The following is a 24,331-nucleotide window of genomic DNA, read 5'->3' on the forward strand; positions in this document are numbered from 1 at the left end:
CTTGCATCAGTTAGTTCTTGATTGGTATAAGCAAGATAGTTCTAGTGGCTGGAGTGATCATGGATAAATGGATAATGTCGGTGATATTTACGTTTTTTTTATTGATAGTGCAACAAAGTAAGTGCAAATGCTAAACTGTCGCTTATTTCATTGAGTAATTACAAAAAGGTAGTGTGATGAACCCGATTATTGCGTTGTTGAAAGAGAATAATATTAGCGATGAGCAGATCAATAATATATTCCAGATGCTAACTCAAAACCCTTTGGCAGCAATGGCAACGATTAGCCAATTAGGTTTACCGCAAGATAAACTGCAAATGCTAATGGCACAAGTAATGCAAAATCCTGCATTAATTAAAGAAGCTGTTGAAGAGTTAGGTTTAGACTTTTCAAAAGTAGAAGCAGCGAAAGAGCAACTACAAAAATAAGTTGACTGATAACAGTATGTTTAAGGCCGTATAAAACCCGTATATTAAGTGGTTTTAACGGCCTTTTTTATAATTGCTGAATGAGTTCCTCCCGTTAGGAAAAAGATTATGTTCCCGTATTCCACCGTTGAACAATTACGTTATGGTCGCGTTACTGGCCAAGATTATTTTTTCCGTACCGGTATTGAAAAATCGATAACAAAGAAGGTTAACGTAACAGCATTAGGATTTGCAGGTGATGAGCAAGCTGAGCGTTTTCATGGCGGTTTAGATCGCGCAGTACTGCAATTTGATAGTAATCACTACGTGCAGTTACAACATATATTTCCTGAATCTGCACCATTGTTTGTCGATGGCGGTTATGGTGAAAATTTAGTGGTTGCGGGCATGAATGAGCATAACGTCTGTATTGGCGATAAGATCACTATTGGCTCCGTTGTATTAGAAGTTACTCAGCCAAGACAACCTTGTTTTAAGCTTAATCATCGTTTTAATGAACCCACTATTGCACGCTATTCACAACATAACAGTAAAACAGGCTGGTTTTATCGTGTATTGAAAACAGGTGATATTCATCAAGGCGACTCAATACAGGTTATTGAACGGCCTTATCCACAATGGACAATTGCCAATGTGCAGCATTATCTTTATATCGAAACCGACAATGTAACAGCAACAACGGCACTTGCTACCTTGCCTGAATTAGGCGAGGAGGTGAAAAAGGTTTTTCAGCGTCGTTTAATCGTTAACGAGATTGAAGATTGGAATTCACGACTTGAAGGATTAATTAAATTAGAAATGCGAGTGGTAAAAATTGTTGATAAATCAGCCACGATAAAGCGATTCTATTTAAGTCGAACTGATCTTGGCGCTTTGCCTCCGTTTAGTGCTGGTGCACACGTCACCGTGAAGTTACCTAATGGTTTAAAACGTGCTTATGCTCTGTGTGACTCTGCTATTGAAGGGGTCTATCAAATTGAGGTTCAACGTGCTTGTGATAGCCAAGGTGGTTCGCAATACATGCATGAACAGGTGAATATTGGTGATGTATTATCAGTTTATGAGCCAGTAAATGAAAAAATACTATAATCGCTTGTAGACTACGTTGTTAATGGTTGCATCTAATTTATAGAGATAAAAAGCCTTCAGTGAAGGCTTTTTAAGTTAGCGTATTCACGTCTATATTTTAGAAAATTGATAGGTACGGTAACCACCAATAAGATTACGTGCTTTAAAGCCATTATTGACTAATTGACGATAAGCAACATTACCCCGTAAACCAACCTGACAATAAACAACGATTTCTTTATCTTTTGGTAATTCGTGCATGCGGTGGCGTAATTCATCGACTGGAATATTTATCGCATTACCAATATAGCCTTGTGTGCTTAATTCGCCCGGATTACGTACATCAAGTAATATTTGATTTTCAGTTAAGTTATCTATCTCATCAAAATGGATCGGCGTTGCATCGCCATTGATGATATTGTTCGCAACAAAAGCCGCTTGATTAATGACGTCTTTAGCGCTACCAAAAGGTGGAGCATACGTTAATTCAATATGTTGAAGCTGATCAACCGTCATTCCTGCTCGTTGAGCAACGGACATAATATCAATACGCTTATCAATGCCATCTTTACCGACGGCTTGCGCTCCTAAAATTTTCCCTGTTATTGGGTCAAATAACATTTTAAAAGAGACTGTTTCAGCCCCAGGGTAATAACTGGCGTGACTGGCTGTGTGGACATAAACTTTTTCAAAATTAATGCCGTCACGTTTTAATTGTTTCTCATTTTTTCCTGTTGCGGCAATGGCTAAATCAAAGACTTTACAGATTGATGTACCTTGAGTTCCTTGGTAACTATCATGACGGCCTAGCATGTTATTTGCAGCTATTCGACCTTGACGGTTGGCAGGCCCAGCAAGAGGGACGACGGTTTGTTGTTGAGTAACGAAATCAGTTTCTTCAATTGCATCACCAACAGCAAAAATAGCTGGGTCACTTGTTTGCATTTGTGCGTTTGTTTTAATGCCACCGACTAGTCCAATCTCTAAACCAGCGTCTTTCGCTAACTGGGTTTCAGGGCTAACGCCAATAGCCATAATGAGGATGTCGGTTTGTAATGAATCACCATTACTTAATGATAAGGTTAAACGATCATTAGTTTTTGTGTCTGGAGTAAATTGAACGTCGGTTAGTGCCGTGTTAAGACGTAAATCAATCCCTTTATCGCGAATTTCAGCATGTGCAAACCCTGCCATTTCACGATCAACGGGCATCATTACTTGATCAGAACGTTCTAATAAGGTTGTTTTGATCCCTCGCTGGTGGAATGCTTCCATCATTTCTAAACCAATAAAACCACCACCAACAACCGTCGTATGGTTAACTTTATTGATTTCAATCGCTTGGATAATGCGATCCATATCTGTAATATTTCGTAACGAATAAGTTAATGGGTTATTGATACCAACAATGGGCGGGATAATAGGATTAGCACCAGGGCTTAATAATAAAAAATCATAACTTTCAGTATATTGAGTGTTATCGATCAACGTATTTATTGTTACTGTTTTATTTTTTCGATCAATACTTACCACTTCACTCATGGTACGAACATCAACATTAAAGCGTGCCAAGAAACTTTCAGGTGTTTGTAATAACAGTTTATTTCTATCTTTGATATCGCCACCAATATGGTACGGCAAGCCACAATTAGCAAAAGAGATAAATGGACCACGTTCAAACATGATTATTTCTGCGGTTTCACTCAAACGACGTGCTCTAGCTGCTGCTGAAGCTCCCCCTGCAACACCACCTACGATTATAATTTTTGACATATCACTGACTCCAATATTAAGACTTACCATACTATACGACAATATATTAGACTTTACTAATAAAGCTTATGCTAAATTAGCGTTATCTAATATTGTGGGTTATAGTTAGACCTTATCTCTAATGTTCTTATTAAGAAGCGATAAAAATGCAATTAGATAAAATGAAACAACAGGCAACGGAAGTTGCAGATTTATTGAAAACAATGACACATCCGGAAAGATTAATCGTACTTTGTCAGTTAATGGATGGAGAAATGAGTGCCAATCAATTGCAGCTTAATTCAACATTAAGTCAATCTGCCTTTTCACAACATTTAGCAATATTAAGAAAAAATAATATTGTAAAAATCCGAAAAGAAGCACAATCAGTTTTTTATTCCTTAGCTGATCCGCGTATTAAAGCACTTATAACCAGTTTCCATGATATTTTTTGTGATCAAGATTAAGGTGAGGTGAGTATGACTTTTCAAATACCTTGGCAGTCATTTTTTGGTGGTATGTTACTTGGGTTATCTGCCGTTATATTGATGTTATTTATTGGTAAGACAGCAGGAATCAGTGGCATTATTAATGGCGTAATTAAGAGAGATAAACAAGAATTAGGGTGGAAAATCGCATTTTTAGTTGGAATGGTTTTAAGCGTATTTATCTTATCTCCCTTGGGCGTAATGTTGCCGACTATTAGCGAACCTAATATAGGTATTGTTTTAATTGCGGGTTTATTGGTTGGTTTTGGTACGCGGTTAGGTAATGGATGCACGAGTGGTCATGGTATTGTTGGCATGGGACGTTTTTCTAAACGTTCAATTTATGCAACCTGTATGTTTATGATTTCAGCCATTATTGTTGTATTTATTCGTCGTTTATTAGGTGATTTATAATGAGCAGCTTAAAGATAAACCGTATTGTTGTTGGTGCTATTGCTGGGATTATATTTGGTTCTGGAATGATTATTTCAGAAATGGTTAATCCGCATAAAGTTATCGCTTTTTTAGACATTTTTGGTCAATGGGATCCAAGCCTTGCCTTTGTGATGATAGGGGCTCTGCTTGTGTTTGCACCTTGTTATCATCTGATTATAAAAAAACGTAAAACAGCCATTAATGGCGATACAATAGCGCCTAAAAATAGTAATAAGATTGATGCTAAATTAACGGTTGGTGCCATTGTTTTTGGTATTGGTTGGGGACTGGCTGGTTTTTGTCCCGGTCCTGCAATCACTAATTTAGGCGGTGGTAATTATGCGGTCTTTGCTTTTGTTGCTGCTATGATTTTAGGTATGGTTATTGCCAATAAATATTTAGCATCAAGATCCTAGTGAATCAGCGATCTGGTTTTTTACTTTAATAATATAAGAGGAAGATGATGAAAAAGTGGATAATATTGGTCTTTGTGATCATACTTGGAACAGGTGTTTTTTACACGGTAGCACGTACAGAACCGCCTATAACATTAAAAGAACTTGCAACTCAACCTCAGCAATGGCAAGTCAAAGTACCCGATACAACGGCGAGTATTCATTTAAAATCCATAAAACAATTACAACAACAACCTTATCTTATGGGGGAGTATCAAACACCTGATGGCGCTGATAATACAACAATTTACCTTGATGCTAATCAGGCTGTTCAGCAAGGTAAGTATATAGCGACATCTTTTGTAACCACGAATTCGGGTAGTGGTACATTTTACTATTTATCCGTATTTGAACAGCACAATAAAAAACTTGAAAATCTGACCAATGTGTTTATTGGCGATCGAATTAATATAGAAAAAATTGCCATTGTTAACAATAATCCGCTAATGATTAAAATTGATTATAAAACGCATGGTGAAAACACACCTTATGCTCTACCTGCTGACGTTGCGAAATCACAAATATATCAATTAAAAGATAATCAATTAGTGCTACAAAAATAATTGCCATTGTTATTTTAAAGACTATTTTTATTCTTTATTTCCCAATAGCCAATATTTATAAATATTGGCTATTTTATATTTTCAATAAAAATGAACAATAATGACTTATCAATAAATGTTATTTATCGTTATGATGAATAACATTGTAAATAAATCTAGATAAAAGTGTTTTTATGCTGCTTTTGTTTGATTGCTAAGTGTTTAAATCTATTTTTATTGATTAAAGCAGTTGTTAAGTGTGAGTAACTTATATATTGATAAGATTTATATCTGAATGACAATTAATGTCAATAAACATGTTGACCATATAATGTTTATCATAGAGAATAAATTCCAATTAAGTATGATTGGTTGTGGAGATGTATAAAAAATAGCAAATAAACATTATTCTTCTATTAAAAATGAATTTATATATGATAAAAAAAATACTAATCTTATTCGTAGGATTTAATAGTATTCCTGTTTTTTCGAATGATTTGTTAGGAAATCAATTATTTTCACCTATATCAGAATCTCGAAGAGCTTTGCAAAATAATAATCGTGAGATTGAACAATTATCTGATAAGGGGCAAACGGAACGTTTAATCAAAAATAAGGAAGAAAAAAAACTAATAGCTGAAAATATATTACCTGATTCTAGTATGTGTTTAGAAATAAGTAATGTTTTTTTACAAGGAATCACCTTACTTGATAATGATGATTTAGATAGAATAACAGCCTTACCTACTCAATGCATTACAACTAAAGACTTAAATACATTAGCTCGTGAACTAACACAGATCTATATTAATAAAGGCTATATTACTTCTCGTATTGAATTTATTCAGCCTAATGATCAAGGTGAACTTGGGGTTCAGGTTATTGAGGGTTTTATTGAAGGAATAAAAGGAAGTGATCATAAGGTTAATCCTTATTTTATCTTTCCTGGTTTTATAAATAAACCATTGAGATTGCAGGACCTAGACCAAGGTTTAGATCAGGCTAATCGTCTTCAATCAAATCAAGTTACATTAGATATATTACCAGGAAAGTATAAAGGTGGATCAATTATTATTCTTAATAATAAGTATAGTTCGCCATGGTCAGCAATTGCTAGTATAGATAATTATGGACAAGAAAATACAGGGAAATGGTTGAGCAGAGCAACATTCTCTGTTGATAGTCCATTAGGTATATCGGATTTTATAAGTTTGAATGCAAGTACAACGTTAGAGCCATATTCAAATAAATATAGTAGAGCGTATAACTTATTTTATTCATTACCTTATGGGGATTTTACATTCAGTAGTTTTTATAGTTATTCAGAATATCTAATAAAGCAACCGCTTCAAAATACAATTATTACACTTAGTGGAGAAACACAACAATATGGAATTAAAAGTGATTATTTATACTATAGAGATCAAAATGATTTATTAACTATTAGCGGGCAATTAGCGAATAAACAAGTAAAGAACTTTTTATTAGACTCTTTGCTTTTTGTTAGTAGTCCTGAATTGACTGTTCTTGAGCTAAGTTTAAATCATTCTCATATTTTTTCTACTAGTGTTTTAAGTTCTAATTTAAGTATAGAAAGAGGATTATCAATATTTGGCTTCGATGATAAAAGAAATATCATTGATAATGAATTTAGTAAGCTAAAGTTATCATTTAATTATAGTTACAGCTTTAGTGTATTTGATTCTATTTACCAATCAAATAATCAATTATTTGCACAATATAGTCCTAATGTACTACCAGGTATTGAGTGGTTAAGTTTAACCGATCGATCTGCTGTACGTGGTTTTAGCAATACGAGTATTTCTGGCGATAACGGATGGTATTTACGAAATACATTATCTCATTATTATTTTATAAATAGTGCAGTAATTCAACCACGATTAGGTATTGATGTTGGACAAGTATATCCACATGGTGAAAGTCAAGGTAACTCAACAGTTATTGGTATGAGTACTGGAATTTCACTTAATTATAAAAAAATTATGTTTGATATGGATATCAGTCATGGAAAAGTTGTGTCGGGATTAGTTTCTAAAAATGAACCAATCACGGCATTATTTAATGTTACTTATAAAATATAAGAAATAGGAAAATAAGAATGAAAAAGAAAAAATTCATATTATCGCCATCAAGTAAAGTGACAGTCGCTATTACGCTTGCAATGATTTCGATACCAACTTACGCTGCCGGGATTATTTCAGGAACAGGTGGTCCACAAGTCTCTACGGCATCAAATGGCGCTGAAATTGTTAATATTGTTAAGCCGAATCAAAATGGTTTATCACATAACCAATACAACCAATATAACGTTAATAAACCAGGAGTCGTACTTAATAACTCACTCATTGCAGGTCAATCACAACTTGCTGGAAAACTTGGGGCAAACCACAATTTACAAGGCCAAACGGCCAACATCATTTTAAATGAAGTGATAACTCGTAATCCTTCATTATTGCTCGGTAAACAAGAAATTTTCGGTATGGCTGCTGATTATGTATTAGCTAACCCTAATGGTATTACTTGTGATGGTTGTGGTTTTATTAACACCAATCGCTCCTCTTTAGTTGTGGGTAATCCCGTGATTGAAAATGGAAAATTAGAAAAATATCAGACAAATAATCAAAATAAATTACGGGTTAACGGTGAAGGATTAACAACCTCAACTATTTTAGATTTAATCGCGCCAAGTATTTCTGTTAATGGACGAATTCAAGCTAAAGAGATTAATGCAATTACGGGTCATAATGATGTATCTCGTGATACGTTAACCATTACGGAGAGAAAAGGTCTGCCTCATGCAATAGATAGTTATTATCTTGGAAGTATGCAAGCAGGTCGTATTCGAATTATTAATACTGATACAAGTAACAGCGTTAATCTTGAAGGGCAACTTAAAGGTAAAGATATTGTTTCTGTTGATACTAAAGGTAATTTACTACTGACAGCATCAAATATTGAAGGTGATAATATTGATTTGAAAGGTCAAAAAATTCGTTCACAGGGCAAAATAACAAGTAATACAAATAAATATTATGGTGCGAAGAACTATCAGAATTACCGTGGTGGCATTGATATTAATGGACAGACTGATAGCCAACAACTAAAGAAAACAGCATTAGTTGGTAAAAATATTAGTATTATTGCGGCTAAAGATAATCATCTTACAGCAACGCTAATTCGTGGTGATGATGTTTTAATTAAAGGTGGTGATGTACTACTCGATAATCATAAAACTATAAACAAAAAGAGAAATACGAATAATAATTGGTATTATTCTCAGACGAATTACGCAACAACGACAGCAGAAAAAACACAACAGCATAGTACTGTTGTTGAAGCGAATAAAACCGCTAATCTAATTTCAACTCAAGGTGACATCACACTTATCGGATCAAAGGTAAAAGTAGGTGAGTCTTTAGCACTTAATTCTGCTCGTGATATTACTTTATCTGGCGTTATAGAAAAGGAGAAAAATAGTCATAATAGAAATTTACGTAATCATACATCAAGTCTGATTACTGGACATTTTCATGATAGTAATGAGGCAGAAACCTTAAAATCATCTGAATTAATTTCTGATGGCGGGCTAGGGGTTAATGCGCAGCAGAGTGTACGATTAAATGCTGCTAAAATTCAGTCTAAGCGTGATTTGATTATTAATGCGAAGAAAAAAATCGATATTAATATTCAAAAAACAGCCAACAATAAAACAACAAAAAATGATAAAACCTATTGGGGAGGGATCGGTGGCGGTAACAATCAAAATAATAGTAATAACAGCACGATTAGTCACCGTTCTGAAATATTATCAGGCGAGCATTTATTAGTATCAGCAGATGACGGCATTAATATTACTGGAAGTAAGGTTTCAGGTAAAAGCGGTGGGTTTGTTCAAACTAAAAATGGTGGTTTGCGAATTGATAATGGAATAAGCACATTTACTGATAACGTCGATAGTCGTAATGGTACTGCGTTTAATATTACTAAAAACTCAAATAAATCGACGCATAATACTCAAACTGTTCATAGTAGTGAATTAGTGTCTGACGCTAATTTAAAATTATTAAGTAAAAAAGATATTAATGTGGTCGGAAGCCTTGTCAAAAGTGCAGGCACTTTAGGTATTGAATCATTAGGCTCTATTAATATTACAGCCGCAAAGCAAGAAGAACAGTTAGATCAAACGAAAACTAAACTAGCTATTGATGCTTATGCTAAAGAGAGCGGTGATAAACAGTATAAAGCGGGTTTACGTATAGAACATACAACAGAAACAGATCAGACGCATAAGACGAAACATGTTGGTTCGTCATTAGAAGGTGGAAGTATTGACGTTGCTGCACAAGGTGATGTTAATTTCAACGGTTCTACACTAAAAACTACTAAAGATAATGCCAATATTAGTGGTGAAAATGTTTCATTTTTAGCAGAAAAAGATAAAACAAATACGACTAAGACTAAAGATACCATCGGTGGTGGTGCGTATTATACCGGAGGAATTGACAAAGCAGGCTCAGGCTATGAGGCTGGATTCTCTAAAGAAAAAAGTGAATTATCCAAGGAAGATGCCTTGGTATCAAAAACAGATATTGCAGGTAGTTTGATTGTTAATGCTAAAGATAAGCTGACACAAGAAGGTGCTGAACATCAAGTAAACGATCAATATAAAGCAACGGCAAAAAATGTTGATAACTTAGCCGCTATTAGCAAAAACGAAACAAAAATAACGACGTCATCGGGTGGAATCGATATTGGTACTAATATTAATTACAGCGGAGTGACTCGACCAGCAGAAAAAGCCATTAAAAGTGTTGGGAAAGGAGACATTGGTGGTGCTATCGATAATATTGGAAAGACAGGAACACCAAACCTTGGTCTAGATGTTGGTATCAAAGGACAAACGTCTGAAAATAGTAAAGATTCAACAACGGCATCGGTGACTAACATTATTGCTGGCTCATTAGATATTAATGCTAAAGAAACTGTGAATGATGAAGGAACCCAATATAAAGCCAATCGTGGTGATTATAAATTAACGGCTAATCAGCATATAGATCAAGCGGTCGAGAATACTCAACACGAAATGAATAAAGAAACACATGGTTCTGGTGGTCTTCGTGTTTATACGACGACAGGTAAAGATTTAACGATTAATGTTCAGGGTGAGGGCGGAAATTCTTCATTCGAGAATAAAAATTCTCAGGCGGTAACGGGCTCTATTGTAGCTAAAAAAAATATTGATATTAATGTTACTAAAGACGCTATTTATCAAGGTGTAAATATCACATCTTAAAATGGTTCAACGCAGATAACAGCAGGAAGAAATGTTAAATTTGAACAAGCGAATAATACCAACTCTTCATCGTCTGATAAAACAAGTGCCAATGCATCTGGATCAATAGGTACAAATCCTAATGGTAAAACGATGGGGTTAGGACTTGGTGGCGGTATCGAAAAAACATCGTCAGAAACTAAAAATGCCATTACAGGTTTAATCTCTTCTGGTGGTAATCTGGACGTTGTGTCCGGAAATGATATTAATTTCCAAGGTACAAAAGTAAACAGTAATAATGACATATCAATTGTCGCTAAAAATAAAGTAAATGTTGGCGCTGCTGAATCTACATACACCAATAAAGAGAACAATATTTCAGGTAAATTGAATCTTGGTGGTGGTAGTAACGAGACTAAAAAGGACTCAGGTAGTAATGCTTCCATCGGCGGTGCTGTAAATCTTGCATTTAAAGATGAAACATTGGTTAAACGACAGGGCTCTGAATTAAGCAGTAATAATAAAATTAGTATCAATGCAGGATCGAATGATAACGATGCTATTCATGGGGTGGGTAACCAAGTTAAGAGTAAAAATATTACTTTAACGGCGAATAAAGGCGGTATTATTCTTGAATCAGCACAGACAACAGAGCATAAGAATAATTGGGATGTAGCCATAAATGGTAATGCGGTTGTTGGTCAGTCATTTAAAAAAGATGGTCAAGGTAAAGTCGATCCTAATAGTGGTTCAGACACACATAATTTAAATGCTGGGTTAAGCGTGGGTGTTGATAAACTGGATAAACAAATCAACCAGAATGCTAAGATCGACGCAGATAATATTACTATTATAAGTCAAAAAGATACCCGTATTGCTGGCGGAGTACTCAATGGCGGTAAAATTAATGGCGATATTGGTGGTAATTTAAATATTGAAAGTCGTAATGATAGCGAGCATAAAGTTAGTGTTAATGTTGATACGGGTATTGGGCACACTAATACTAAATTACCGAGTATCACAACTAAATTATCTAAAGCTGGCACTGCACATTACTCTAAACCATTGAATGAAAAATTAAATAGTGTCGTCGAGTCTGGTGCTGGTCAGGTGACTGAAAAATATAATGCGTTTGCTCGTCGCCATGATAAATCACAAGATACCGCAGGCACCGTAAGTTTTAATAAGGCACAAGACAAAGTAACATTACCAGAAAAAATAATAGAAAAAGCACCGGAAAAAACCGCATTGTGGGATCGTGGTGCGCGTACCATTGGTAATGGTGTGAAAAGTGCTTTGGTTGAAGATAAAATAAAAGGTCGTAGTGGGCATGCTGGTTTCAGTTTTGATGTTGTGAATAATAATCTAGTTACTGAACAATCAGTAATTCATGCTGAAAATGGGGTGGATCTTAACATTAAAGGTGGCACTAATCTTACGGGAGCAAAAATAAGTACTAATAATGGTGGAGTATTGATAGGTGATTCTAAAGTCATCAATAAAGATATGCATGGATATAACCATAATTATGGTGCGAGTTTAGATGTTCCATTTACCGTTGGTGGTGTTTTAAATACGATTACTAAAGGTATTATCAAAGGTGAATCACCAATAACAGCGTCTGTTAATATGAATAAAACAATAGCAAGCGCTGGTATTATGATTAAATAATATTAAATTTTTTAAAAAGTAAATATATTCGGCTTTACTGATCGTTATTAATACAATTAATTGATTTAGTCATATTCAAGTATGATGCTGATGAGTTTATTTTAAATATAAAGGCCACATAAAAGTGGCCTTTATTTATGGTTATTTTTTAATATTATAAATGCCATAGTATTAGAATTGAAGACTGTAAGATTTCATCTATGGTTTAACAATCCAGATATAGGAGGCTTGAGCTAGTCATGTGACTAACTCAAAATTGGATAGAAACGTGTTTAAGGTTTGTTTTATTTAGGTAGGTATTAGGATAAGTAAAGGTATATTCGAATTTTTAGCATCACCCTTCATGATCTTTTCAATATTTATTTATAATAAGGTGGCTTGGGCTTATCCAACACTTCGGATAGGTGTCGGCTGCGCGACACATATCCTTATTTTTCAGGTCACTTGGCGATTATTTTGGCAAAGATGTAATAGATTATACTTGTCAATAACGCACCTACTATGAAAGGCAAGGTGAGATCGAGTTAGAGATTATCAAACTAACATTAAATAACCTGTGAGAATAAAAGGCTACTTAATAGTAGATATCACTTTTTTAATAATTTAATTAAATTAGATTGTGCTTTTGAAGATTGAAGATAGTTATTAACATCTGAATTTAACTTATATAAAAAAGCATTAATATTTTTAGAAAAATAATCTTTTTTATGACCTTGTTTGTTGTTAATCATATAATCTATCAAATCCAAAACTTTTACTTTATAAATTGAAATTGTTTCTACCGTTGTCCCTGATTTTTTGGTTATTTCAATATTTTCTTTTGTCAACTGGAACTTAACCTTATTTTCAGCCACTAGCTTTGGTAAGCTTCGTTTTGATAAATTAACAATACTATTTAATTTTGATGTTATTAAATTACTTCGTGGATAATCAAGAATATTAATTATTTTTGAAACCATATCTAATTTTTCAAGATAACTGCTTTCATATAGAGAAATTGTTTGAACTCTAAATTTATTGGAGTGTATATCTTTTGAGCTAATCTTATATTCAAAAGTATTATATCCCAAAATAATATATAAAAGATCGTCATCAAAAAAATCATACGATGCTTTTATTTTTGAATTTTTAAGTACAAGTGAAACAAATAACTTATAAAATGATGGTGTATCAATATCTTTAACAAAAGAGAGTACATTTTCAAAGGATGAATCATAGTTATTTATAATTAATTCATAAAATTCAGTTTTTAAGCTGGAGTCTAAATCGGATATTTTCCTTGCGGCATGATATTCAAGGATTGTTTTATGGATGAAAGAAAAAAAATCACCATCACGCTTTAATAAACTAGTTTTATCGACTATATCAATATGTGATAAGTCATTATGCTCATTGATACCAAGAGATTCGCATGATTCAGAAAAAACTTTTCTTAAATAATCTTCTGAAAGAACAAGAGGAGCTTTTAAAACAATCATATGAAAACAAGCATGACAGAATACATTGTGTAATTCATGATTAGTTAAACCTGATTTAGATTGTCGCGTTAGAAACTTAAATCTATCATGTTTATTTATAATGATAGAAAATAATTGACCATAAAATTCAGCTAATGTCTTTGGTTCTGAATCTAATGAACTATAAACTAGTATGAAAATATCCACAATTATTGGAGTTAAAAGTATACTTCCAATTTCTTCTTTTGATTTAGCTGCATCTTTTAATAATTCTTTATATTTCTTGTCGATGTTTTTATTTATATCTATTATATTAAAAACATCATCTAATGTTAGATCTAATAGATTAGCATTTCGTGATGAATCTAGAGATAAAGTTACTTCAGTACCAGGTCTTGTTGTAACAATTGTCTGACAATCATATTTTGAATAGCAATCATTTATAGCCTTTAGTGCTAACTGTCTATATTCATCTTTTACTTCATCAAAACCATCAAAACATACTAATAGTTTATTAAACTGTAAGAGATAAATAATAGTTTCACTTGGAATACTCACACCAAATCTGTCAAACTCTAAACTTATAATTTCGCACACATTATTGTGTTTATCCCAGTCTATATCCCGAAGAGTTATTATTAGTGGGATTCGACCGTTTTCTTCATTTAACTCCTTTTGTACCAACTTTCTTATAATTGTTGTTTTTCCTTGTCCAGCTTTACCTATGACACAAGTTATTTTCCTATTCACAAGTGTAAAAGATTCATCAACTAAGTTTTTTTGTCCATTATCACAAAAAACAAACTTTAGCGGGTGATAAATATCATCAATGTGAACATCTACATTATCAGAGTTAATTGTTTTAAACTTTAGATATCTATCTATAACCTTTTCTTCCAGAATAGCTCGTTTTTCAGCATCATTAGGTATAATAATTGAGCTTAATGCATTAGAGATTTCAACATCTCTATTTCTAATTTCAAGTAATTTATCTAATTTTTTAAATAATAGTCCAGAAACATACTTTCCTGTCTCTGTCTCAATAGTTTTAGTTAAAAATGAATCGGTATTAGACATACTTTCTATATCCATATAAATGCTAAAAATTAAATTACCAAAATAAAATACAGCATAAAGGCATTAATAAATAGATAAAATCAACTGTGCTTTTGCACCTAAATAACATTCATTACACTTTCTTGCGCAAAAAACAGGATAATAAAAAACTCATTTTTAAACCGCAAGATTAAAATTATTATTAAAACTAATCCAAAATAACGTTAATACAATATAAATGAGTATTTGATCTAACAAGTTTTGGGGCAAAAACGAGCTAACTTGATTGTTAAACGCTTTAAGGTTCCAACATTCTGTAAATAGATTCTCTATCGCTCTCGCGGGCATTCACTGTAGGGAATGGCAGTTGTTGTTAAAAAAAAGATAATAAAAAAGCCAGAGTAAGATCATTATCTTTCTCTGGCTTTATATAGCGTTTAAGGCTGTTCAATAATATTTATTGAAAAATATTAAGCTTACTCTTTACCGTAAACGTTATTTTCTTGTTCTTGAACACGGATAAACGTTGTACGCTTAGTTAATTCTTTTAGCTGTGCAGCACCTAAATAAGTACAAGTAGAACGTATACCGCCCATGATGTCTTGAATGGTGAAATTTACAGAACCACGGTAAGGCAATAATACTGTTTTACCTTCAGCTGCGCGGTATGTAGCGACACCACCAGAGTGCTTGGACATTGCGCTCTGGCTCGACATGCCGTAGAACTTCATGAATTGCTTGCCGTCTTGCTCAATGATTTCACCGTTACTTTCAGTGTGGCCTGCAAGCATACCGCCAAGCATTACGAAATCAGCACCGCCACCAAAGGCTTTTGAAACATCACCCGCACATGAACAACCGCCGTCACCAATAATACGACCACCTAGGCCGTGAGCAGCATCTGCACATTCGATGATTGCTGAAAGTTGTGGGTAACCAACACCAGTCTTAACACGCGTAGTACATACAGAGCCTGGGCCAATACCTACTTTAACAATATCAGCACCCGCAAGAATAAGCTCTTCAACCATATCACCCGTAACCACGTTACCCGCACTGATTACTTTATCAGGAAATTGTGCGCGAACACGTTCAACGTACTCGACAAGGTGCTCAGAGTAACCATTGGCAATATCAATACAGATAAAGATAATGTCATCGGTTAGCGCCATGATGTCTTTGGTTTTTTGGAAATCGGCGTCAGATGTGCCTGTTGAAACCATGATGTTATTTAACACTGAGGCATCGTTAGCATTAATGAATTCGGCCCATTGCTCAACAGTGTAATGTTTGTGAATTGCGGTCATTACTTTGTGTTGTGCTAATGCGATAGCCATATCAAAACTACCGACTGAATCCATATTAGCAGCAATAATTGGCACACCAGACCATTGACGACCACTATGTTTGAATGTAAAATCGCGGGTTAAGTCAACTTGAGAGCGACTTTTCAATGTTGAGCGTTTTGGACGAAATAATACATCTTTAAACCCTAATTTTAGATCTTGTTCGATACGCATGATATTTATTCCTTAAATCTTATCGAATATAGCTCAGGTTAAATCGTTACTGGCAGGTAACTTTTTTGCCTTTTGAGCAGGCACAAAAAAACCGGAGCGTTGGCAGACGCTCCGGTTTTCAGCATTATAGGCATAGATTTGTTAAATACAACCCCTAAAATGTAAACAAATATATCCTAATGAAACTGGATTTGTTCATAACGGCCACTTTTTTATAATTAATCTCTTCTTTTTTATCATTTTTTAATTTTAATCTGTTGTTAATCTCTGCATAATTTATGTTATTGATGAGTTTGAAATAAATTATATTGCAGTGAGTATCTCTTTTTACAAGCTATGATTAAATTTTGGGATAACTTAAAGTATTAAATGGGTTGTGGAAGGTTTGCGTTGTTTAAAAGACGAAAGAAAAAAAATCAATTTCCCGTTGATTTTTATGGTGAAGAGGGAAGTTGGCGCTTTGTGATCCGTGCAATGTGTCAAGATGAGATCATTGATGCTATGTATTGGTGTGCGCATATTTCATGTCATCGTAAAGATTTTGATTTGTTACATATTGCGAGTGATAAATTTGATTGTCGGTATAATTATTCAACCGCAGATTTATCAGATTTACAATTTGGCTTAAGTGGAACACCGCTTAACGTGACCATGATGGGACCGATTGTATTGATGTCGACAATTAAAGAGCATTTTGTTGATAATGAAATCGTTCGATAATCTAAACCATCGGTAATGGATAGTCGTGGTGTGATTTAAGTAATGTGACAATAGAAAAACGCTAAATAATAATCGTTATTTAGCGTTTTTTTATGGCTATTTTTTAAGAAGGCACATCGATTAATTCAGACTACGTTCTAATAGTTGTTGTTGATATTGTACGGGTGTTAGGCCTCGATTGCGTTTAAATGCTTTACTGAAACTTTGCACATTACTGTAGCTAAGTACCGTCGCTATCATTTCGATACTCATACCTGAGAGCATATATTTTATGGCTAAATTACATAAAATATAATTTGTCATGCTCGTAAATGTCCAACCATTATCATGTAATCGACGTTGTAATTGTTGACGTGATAACCCAATTTTTTCGGCAATAAAATCCAGTGTAGGAAAGCCGTAATAACGTGAATAGTTAATAATTTCAAACATGACTTTAGCCAGATCTAACGGTTGGGGCATGTTGAGTAAATCATCAAGTTGTAAATTTGAAACAAGAATAGGCTTGGTTATTGGTAGTGGGCGTTGATTACCATGTTCTAACATCGAAAGATTTAACCAAACCTTTGTCGCAGGTGATTGCCATGTGATCGGGCAGCCGAAAAACTGTTGAATAGCCGGATCTATTATTTCAGCACCCGATAACTCTATTTTTAAAGGGACATAATCATCCCCCATGTAGTTACGGGTGACTTGGGTAAATAAAATCGCAATTTTTAAGCTGTCAAAACTCGCCGCACGCCCATGTGCATAGTTATTGTAATATACCCACTTAATAATTTTACCTGATTGCTGACCATGAAAAGACGCCCCTCCTTGTAAACATGACACACCATAGTTGATCCGTCGAAATGCTAACGCGAGATCAGGGCAAGTCACATACCACTTACCAATTGGCCCGATATTTTCAAATGTTAGATCTGTGGCTATTTTGATCATATACGCTGGATCGTTGGTTAATTCTTCAATCTGTTCTAACCACTGTAAATAATCATTGAAAGGGATTAAAGACATCGGTTCTTTAAGTAATTGAGGGGGAATACCTAATTCAGCCAAGCCGATCCCATAGTGTTTTTGTAAGCCAAGTTCTAATGGTTTAAGAAAGGCGGTTCGAATAAAGGCAATATTGATCATGATGTTCTTCTTATGGTGCTAATGGGTATTTTGCTGAAATAAGTAGGATTATTATCGTTAGTATAAGTCTGATTATATCAATTATTAGCTATTTTCGATTTAAATAGACTTGATTTATACCGTTAATGTGAGCTCTCTCCATAATGACGGCTATTCATCACTGCATGAGTGATGCTTATTAACTATTTTAGTTTTGAACCGGAGAGTGTGGATGAGCTTATTGAGTATGCCCTTTGTCGATACCAATATAGATACAGTATTAAGTGTTTTTGCGGGTGTAGTATTAATTGCAACCATTGCCGCCGTTGGAATTGGTTTTTGGAAAATACATGAATTACCGATTCATAAAGCATCGACTAAAGATCATCACCAAATAGGCTTGATAACAGCCCTAACATGGATTGGCTTTGTGTGGCATTGGGTGTGGGTGTTGGCGGTAATTATTGCATTTGTTGATGGTGAAAAAGCTTTGTGCCGTATTCGAGACATTTGGCATGGGGATCGTTTGCCTGTAGTGCCAGCTCTGTCTACAGATGCTATGACGACAGATACGGAGGAGAAATAGTATGTTAGAAGGTTTAGCTGTTTGGGCTCTGTTTATCTATTTACTGCGTTTAGTGGGCATGCCATGGAATAAATTCACTCAAGCTTTTGCGTACATCGGTGGCGGCAGTTGGTTAATCTTTGTCTGGTTTGGTTTAATTACTTATGCGCCAATGGATTTATCTGGTGGTTCGTTAGTGCAATCACCACATGTACAGTTGCGCCCAGCATCGACATCAATTAATGGCCGTGTAAAAGCCATTCACGTTGAACCAAACAGTAAGGTTACTCAAGGCCAATTGATTTATGAGCTTGAGCCTGAACCCTATGTTATTGCACTTAACAAAGCACAAGCCAGCCTTGATGCTGCAAAAGTAGCTCGAAATATGGCTAAACAAGACATTGGAATGGCACAAGCATCAGAAGTTGCAGCAGTGAAAGATATTGATATTGCAATTAAACAGTTGTCAGCAGCAAAAGCGGATTATCGCTTAAAAAGCACTATGTTGGCGCGTTATGTGAAGCAAAATAATGTCGTGAAACATACAATAACAGCAAGTATGTTAGATGAGCAACGTACTGCGGTTGATGTAGCGAAATCGCAGCAAGTGATGTTGGATTCACAAATTGAAAAAGCCCATATTGCGGTTAAAAAAGCCCAATTAGGAATAGAAAAAGCCCATTTAACCTTAGAGAGTCGTGAGGTTGATATTATTACTGCACAAGAAAATGTCGCGAAAGCACAATGGGATCTGGACAATACTAAGGTTTATGCGCCAGCTGACGGTTTTGTAACGAATTTTATTATGCGTGAAGGTCAATATGTTGGCTCTGTTCCACGGATTCAAATGTATACCAATGAAAAATATGTATTGATGCGCGTTAATCATCAAGCTATTCGTAATGTAAAACAAGGACAAATGGCTGAGTTTGCTTCTGCTGTTTATCCGGGCAAAGTCTTTGCCGCAGAAGTTGAAGGTATTGTTGAGGCAACGGGTGAATCGCAGGGTAATTTGATTGGACGTGAAACCAATGTTCGTCAAACAACCGGTGTCAATATTGCGAATAAACACCATTTTGTACGCTTAAAGCTTTATGAAACAGAAGGGTATGATATTCCTGTTGGTTCCGTCGGTTTAGCTTGGGTCAGTGCTGAAAAACCGATCAGTTTTCTTGGTTTTTTAGATGTTATTCGTGGCATTATCATTCGAATGAAAGCACAAGTTTTCTATGTATGGTCAATGTAAGCATTTGTAAATTATAATAATAACTATTGTATTCCGGTTCGCCTGCCGCTGTTTATCCAGTGGCAGGTTTTTTTTATTGCGCTATACGGTTTAATTTTACTATAAGCCGTATTAAAACTCACTGCTATTGTAATGTTGGTAGTGATTAATAATATCTGCAATGAGTTCTGGTTCTGAAAAATCATCGACAAAATAGCGTTTTTGATCATTTTTAAGGAAGACTTCAATATGTGTTCCATCGCCATCAACACTGGGAATAAAGTGGATTGTATATTCATATGGTAATTGTTTATCGTTAGCGATTACTAATCTAAATCGATGATCCATACAGTATATATCAGTAAAATAACCAGCGGCAGAGAGTTGGTTACTTGCTTTAGTTACCGCAGATTTAGCGATGGTATAGCCCGTGTTATGCGCGGTGATGGTTACCATGACGAAGCCCTCTTTTATTGATGTTAATAGGGGTAACGTTTGTCTATATCACTCGATTTTATCGGGCGAATACACCTGCTTACCAACTAAAAAATTCAATCATCGTCATTAGATTTTTTCATCAATATTTAAGTTTCGATATTTGTTTAACTTATTAGAATAACGACTAGATTACGTATTAAATTGTAACAATAACACTATTTTTAGTGTTTATTATTACATTTTAGTCTGAAATCAGTATTTTTGTAGGTAATATTTGTACAATAAGAATGAAATTTCAAATAATACAAATCTATTAATTGCTCAAATAATGCTATTGGTAAAGCGACTAATATCTACTAATAAAAACGATATGATAGATAAAAAAATACGGCCATCATTTGATAACCGTATTTTTAATGTTGTGTTTTTATATTGTTAGCAACGTACTTATGATTTTTGTAGGCGTACTTTTGCTTTTTTTCGTTCAGCCGCTAAACATGCTGCTGCGGTAAAGACGACATCCGTTGAGCTGTTTAATGCTGTTTCTGCTGAGTCTTGAATTACCCCAATAATAAAGCCAACAGCGACTACTTGCATTGCAATTTCATTTGGAATACCAAATAAGCTTGCAGCTAACGGAATTAATAACAGTGAACCACCAGCAACACCCGATGCGCCACACGCTGATACTGCGGCAACTACACTGAGTAATACGGCTGTCGCAAGATCAACTTCAATACCGAGCGTATGTACTGCTGCTAACGTTAAAATGGTAATGGTAATTGCAGCGCCACCCATATTAATGGTCGCACCTAAAGGAATAGAAACGGAATAAGTATCTTCATGTAGATTAAGATCTTCACATAATCGCATATTTACTGGAATATTTGCCGCTGAGCTACGAGTGAAGAAGGCGGTAATACCACTTTCACGTAAACAACGAAATACCAGCGGATAAGGATTGGCTCTGATTTTTACAAACACAATAAGTGGGTTAACAATGAGTGCAATAATAGCCATTGAACCAAGTAATACACCTAATAGATGTGCATAACCTAATAATGCATTAAAGCCTGTTTGAGCGAAAGTGTGCGCAACAAGACCAAAAATACCAATAGGCGCTAGACGAATAATAAAGCGCACAATTAATGTTACGCCATCAGACATGTCTTGGAAAACTTGTTTAGTGGCATCACTTGCTTGGTGTAGTGAGAAACCTAATGCGATTGCCCATGCCAAAATACCAATAAAGTTACCTGTCATTAAAGCGTTAATTGGGTTATCAACCATTTTAAAAAATAGTGAATTAATAACCTCTGCAATACCTTCAGGTGGTGCAATTGACGTCGTGCTAGTAACAAGCGTTAAAGTGGTTGGAAAAAGAAAGCTCATTGCTACGGCGGTAAAAGCGGCTAATAATGTTCCTAATAAATAAAGGAAAATTATTGGTTTCATATTAGTATGAGTGCCTTTTTTTTGATTGGCAATTGATGACGCCACCAAAATAAATACCAATATAGGTGCGACTGCCTTTAATGCGGCAACAAATAGCCCGCCCAAAGAGCTCATACTTAATGCTGATGATGGGGATATAACGGCTAAAGCAACGCCGGCAATAATACCCACCAATATTTGTATTACTAAACTGCCATTAGCGACTCTGGCAAGAAAGGGTTGTGATTGGCTCATAGTTTATCCTGCATTTTTATTGTTGTGTTTGTGTTTGTATTTACGTTTTATATTTTGTAACAGAAACATTTTTTAACAGGATCTGTTTAAAATAGCCAGTCTTCTTTTAATAAGCATACTTATTGCTGTTTTTTAACAATTCTTATTACGTTAACTTCACAATTGAGTAGCAAGCTGTGTATTTTTATTGGTATGTGTCACGTAACTAAAAAATATCAATTAAGATGAGATGTTTAATTGTTAAGGATTTAGTGGTGATTTTATTTGTAAAGAGGGTAGCTAATGTCATGTTATTTTACATTTGGTTACAGAAAGTAAAACGCCTAAAATTGATTTGTTTTTATGAATGTATCAATCAATCTTAAGCGTTTTAATAAGGCTATAAATATAGCCTTATATTTTTTAACCGAGGTTATTGTGGATCTAGACTAGATAATGTCATTGGTGCCTTTTTTGTTGCTGTAAGTTGTTTAACTTGGGTTAATAAGGCTAACAATGTTTGGTTATTCCATACGCTATCTAATGGTGAATAATGCGTTGCCATCATCGCTTGTACTTCATTATCAAGTTGCTGTAATAGTTGTGGTTGAGTCGTCAATGTTGAATATTGCTGTTGACGCCATTGTTGATAATAAGTTTGTACTTTAATTGGCTCATTAGCATTAATCGCCGCTTCAAGCATTGATGTTATATCTGTTGTTTGTGTCGCTGTTACAGTTGTTGCTATAACAGTTTGCTGACGTTTTTTAATTAATAATACTAAAGTAATTAACCACAATAGGGCAAAAATAAGCGTTGTCCATGGCCATATGCCCGCCGCAGTAATGGTTTTTGCTGAATGTATTGTTGCTGCTGGTGGCGTTATTATTGCCGGTGATGAAAATTGGTTATTTGCTGTAGGATCAGCAATGACATTTAACGTTAACCCTTTAATTTTACTGCGTTGTTGTTTTTCTGTGGTTGTATTCCACCAATTAATGGTTAATGGTGGTAGTGTTACTTTACCTGTTTGACGAGGAATAATGACTTGTTTTAACGTCATTACACTGTAGCCATTTTCAGTACGATATTCAGGTTTCTCATTATAAATACGCACAGTATCAGGGTAGGTCAGGTTTACATTTGGCATATTACTTTGAGCAACGTCTTTAATTCGCAAAGTAATGGTGCGGGTAATGGGTTCGCCAACTTTGGTGGTTACATCATTGAGATTTGAAACCTGTGGTTGCCATGTTTGTTGTAACTGTAAGTCAGAGGTTGGTAACCATAACCCTTTATAAGCCGTTGGTTTAGGCTTGATGTTGATGGTGATATTTCGAGCATCTTCATTTACTGGTACGGTAATGCCTGAGTTAAAACCATTTGCGCCACGTACTGCGCTACCATTGAATTTCGAACCTTGAATAATGATCTTGCCTGCCTTTTCTGCCGTCAGCTGATAGTTACGCGTGATGACTAAATAACGACGACCATTTTGAACAATATTATGTTGAGCATCTTGACCCACTTGCGACACGGTTAAACCGTCACCTGATGGTGCACTTAATGAGGCTTGAGATAGCTGCTCACCAATCAATATTTTCACTCGATAATTAATACTTTCACCAACATAAAGTATATTTTTGTCAATTTCAGCCGTCACTCGCACATTAGCTTGATCTGTTGCTGAATTGTTGGTTTGACTGCCTTTAAGTACTGTAATTGTGATCGGTGTTGTTTGAGAACTGCCTATTTTAAAGGCGGGGATCGTGGCCGTTCCGACATTTTTTGCCGCAACCGCAAGCGTCCAAGTTGTATTACGAGACATCGCGCCATTTATTAATGATGTCGAGCTACTGGCACTCGGTTGGCCATATGCAAAATTGGGGCTTAATACACTAAAGTCGACACTGTCGGGGTTGATTGCGGTATCGACTGAAATCGATAACCGAAACACTTGATTTACAGCAACAACATTTTTAGATACCGTCGCTTCTGCTTGTGCTGCGATTGCTTGTAACGGCAATAATGTGACGAGCATGGTTAGAAGTAATAACCATGGAGAGAGCCATTTTTTAGCCCGATTATTTTTATTTACTGACATTTTTATCTTCTCTATTACCATGATTTATTACTTTGCTGCTGCTCGGCTCTTTGCTGTGCTTGCAACATTAATTGGGCTCGAATTAATCCAGCTGTATCGTCAGGTACTTGCTCAAGTTTTTTCAATATAGGGTTACTGACTGAAAGCACTTGTTGCTGCTTACCGTTTGGTTTTCCTTGCTGCATCGTTACTGCTGATGGTTGTTGGTCTTTACCGTTTTTATCTTGTTGCTTATCTTGCTGTTGAGCTTGTTGGCTTAATGCTTGTTTAGCATTTTGTTCAGCTTGCTGTTTCTTGTCCGCCTCACTCATTGACGGTTGTTTGTTTTCATTA

The 24,331-nt window shown here is 35.0% G+C and carries 19 protein-coding genes and 1 pseudogene; 12 read left to right on the forward strand and 8 right to left on the reverse strand.

Translation table 11 applies throughout. The annotated features are described in order from the left end of the window. Window positions 1–176 precede the first annotated feature (176 nt). Entirely contained in the window at window positions 177–428 is a 252-nt protein-coding gene (locus tag GLP24_RS11460) for a DUF2999 family protein (protein ID WP_101767875.1), read from the forward strand. Window positions 429–536: 108 nt separating this feature from the next. Next, window positions 537–1,517, forward strand: a complete 981-nt coding sequence (locus GLP24_RS11465) for an MOSC domain-containing protein (RefSeq protein ID WP_232613848.1) — start codon at window positions 537–539, stop codon at window positions 1,515–1,517. A gap of 90 nt (window positions 1,518–1,607) precedes the next feature. Here GLP24_RS11465 and GLP24_RS11470 read toward each other — a convergent pair whose 3' ends face one another. Further along, the gene (locus GLP24_RS11470) at window positions 1,608–3,269 is read right to left on the reverse strand and encodes an FAD-dependent oxidoreductase (RefSeq protein ID WP_232616030.1); all 1,662 of its coding nucleotides are present in this window, start codon (window positions 3,267–3,269) and stop codon (window positions 1,608–1,610) included. A gap of 146 nt (window positions 3,270–3,415) precedes the next feature. Here GLP24_RS11470 and GLP24_RS11475 point away from each other — a divergent pair, with 146 nt between their 5' ends. The 7 genes from GLP24_RS11475 to GLP24_RS11505 all read left to right on the forward strand — a co-directional run bounded on the left by GLP24_RS11475 (window position 3,416) and on the right by GLP24_RS11505 (window position 12,132). Further along, on the forward strand, window positions 3,416–3,715 hold the full coding sequence (locus GLP24_RS11475) for an ArsR/SmtB family transcription factor (RefSeq protein ID WP_221942944.1): 300 nt from the start codon (window positions 3,416–3,418) through the stop codon (window positions 3,713–3,715). A 12-nt stretch (window positions 3,716–3,727) separates the two neighbouring features. Beyond that, window positions 3,728–4,150, forward strand: a complete 423-nt coding sequence (locus GLP24_RS11480) for a YeeE/YedE family protein (RefSeq protein ID WP_152653365.1) — start codon at window positions 3,728–3,730, stop codon at window positions 4,148–4,150. Next, entirely contained in the window at window positions 4,150–4,587 is a 438-nt protein-coding gene (locus GLP24_RS11485; RefSeq protein WP_221942943.1) for a YeeE/YedE family protein, read from the forward strand. Before GLP24_RS11480 ends, GLP24_RS11485 begins: the two co-directional genes overlap by 1 nt. A gap of 47 nt (window positions 4,588–4,634) precedes the next feature. Beyond that, on the forward strand, window positions 4,635–5,189 hold the full coding sequence (locus tag GLP24_RS11490) for a hypothetical protein (protein ID WP_232578584.1): 555 nt from the start codon (window positions 4,635–4,637) through the stop codon (window positions 5,187–5,189). Window positions 5,190–5,602: 413 nt separating this feature from the next. Further along, on the forward strand, window positions 5,603–7,270 hold the full coding sequence (locus GLP24_RS11495) for a ShlB/FhaC/HecB family hemolysin secretion/activation protein (protein ID WP_232616031.1): 1,668 nt from the start codon (window positions 5,603–5,605) through the stop codon (window positions 7,268–7,270). 17 nt (window positions 7,271–7,287) lie between these two features. After that, window positions 7,288–10,482 (forward strand): two-partner secretion domain-containing protein, encoded by a 3,195-nt coding sequence (locus tag GLP24_RS11500; RefSeq protein WP_232616032.1) that lies wholly within the window; start codon window positions 7,288–7,290, stop codon window positions 10,480–10,482. Between the two features lie 15 nt (window positions 10,483–10,497). After that, window positions 10,498–12,132, forward strand: a complete 1,635-nt coding sequence (locus GLP24_RS11505; protein WP_407951503.1) for a hemagglutinin repeat-containing protein — start codon at window positions 10,498–10,500, stop codon at window positions 12,130–12,132. 587 nt (window positions 12,133–12,719) lie between these two features. Here GLP24_RS11505 and GLP24_RS11510 read toward each other — a convergent pair. Together GLP24_RS11510 and GLP24_RS11515 are read right to left on the reverse strand one after the other, a co-directional pair. Continuing rightward, the gene (locus GLP24_RS11510; protein WP_232616034.1) at window positions 12,720–14,666 is read right to left on the reverse strand and encodes an NACHT domain-containing protein; all 1,947 of its coding nucleotides are present in this window, start codon (window positions 14,664–14,666) and stop codon (window positions 12,720–12,722) included. Window positions 14,667–15,121: 455 nt separating this feature from the next. Next, window positions 15,122–16,165: a GMP reductase gene (locus GLP24_RS11515; RefSeq protein WP_152653372.1), complete on the reverse strand. Its 1,044-nt coding sequence runs from the start codon at window positions 16,163–16,165 to the stop codon at window positions 15,122–15,124. Between the two features lie 390 nt (window positions 16,166–16,555). On the opposite strand from GLP24_RS11515, the gene GLP24_RS11520 reads away from it, so the two are divergent. Then, complete coding sequence (locus GLP24_RS11520) at window positions 16,556–16,885, forward strand: hypothetical protein (protein ID WP_227990338.1); 330 nt, start codon at window positions 16,556–16,558, stop codon at window positions 16,883–16,885. Window positions 16,886–17,005: 120 nt separating this feature from the next. Here the strand turns inward: GLP24_RS11520 and GLP24_RS11525 are convergent, their stop codons facing one another. Further along, complete coding sequence (locus GLP24_RS11525; RefSeq protein WP_232616035.1) at window positions 17,006–18,019, reverse strand: AraC family transcriptional regulator; 1,014 nt, start codon at window positions 18,017–18,019, stop codon at window positions 17,006–17,008. Between the two features lie 211 nt (window positions 18,020–18,230). Between GLP24_RS11525 and GLP24_RS11530 the strand changes: the two genes are divergently transcribed. After that, window positions 18,231–18,584: an MFS transporter gene (locus GLP24_RS11530; RefSeq protein WP_232613836.1), complete on the forward strand. Its 354-nt coding sequence runs from the start codon at window positions 18,231–18,233 to the stop codon at window positions 18,582–18,584. A 1-nt stretch (window position 18,585) separates the two neighbouring features. Further along, complete coding sequence (locus GLP24_RS11535; RefSeq protein WP_101767886.1) at window positions 18,586–19,809, forward strand: HlyD family secretion protein; 1,224 nt, start codon at window positions 18,586–18,588, stop codon at window positions 19,807–19,809. A 111-nt stretch (window positions 19,810–19,920) separates the two neighbouring features. Here GLP24_RS11535 and GLP24_RS11540 read toward each other — a convergent pair whose 3' ends face one another. From GLP24_RS11540 to GLP24_RS11555, 4 genes and pseudogenes are all read right to left on the reverse strand, one after another. Continuing rightward, on the reverse strand, window positions 19,921–20,244 hold the full coding sequence (locus GLP24_RS11540; protein WP_101767887.1) for a hypothetical protein: 324 nt from the start codon (window positions 20,242–20,244) through the stop codon (window positions 19,921–19,923). Window positions 20,245–20,673: 429 nt separating this feature from the next. Beyond that, window positions 20,674–21,915, reverse strand: a complete 1,242-nt coding sequence (sstT, locus tag GLP24_RS11545) for a serine/threonine transporter SstT (protein WP_101767888.1) — start codon at window positions 21,913–21,915, stop codon at window positions 20,674–20,676. A 412-nt stretch (window positions 21,916–22,327) separates the two neighbouring features. Next, window positions 22,328–23,998, reverse strand: coding sequence for a BatD family protein (locus GLP24_RS11550; RefSeq protein WP_232616036.1), 1,671 nt, complete (start codon window positions 23,996–23,998; stop codon window positions 22,328–22,330). Between the two features lie 14 nt (window positions 23,999–24,012). Then, window positions 24,013–24,331: pseudogene (locus GLP24_RS11555) on the reverse strand (hypothetical protein); the annotation flags it as partial.

It is taken from the genome of Photobacterium carnosum, assembly GCF_021236965.1.
Classification (GTDB): Bacteria; Pseudomonadota; Gammaproteobacteria; order Enterobacterales; family Vibrionaceae; genus Photobacterium; species Photobacterium carnosum.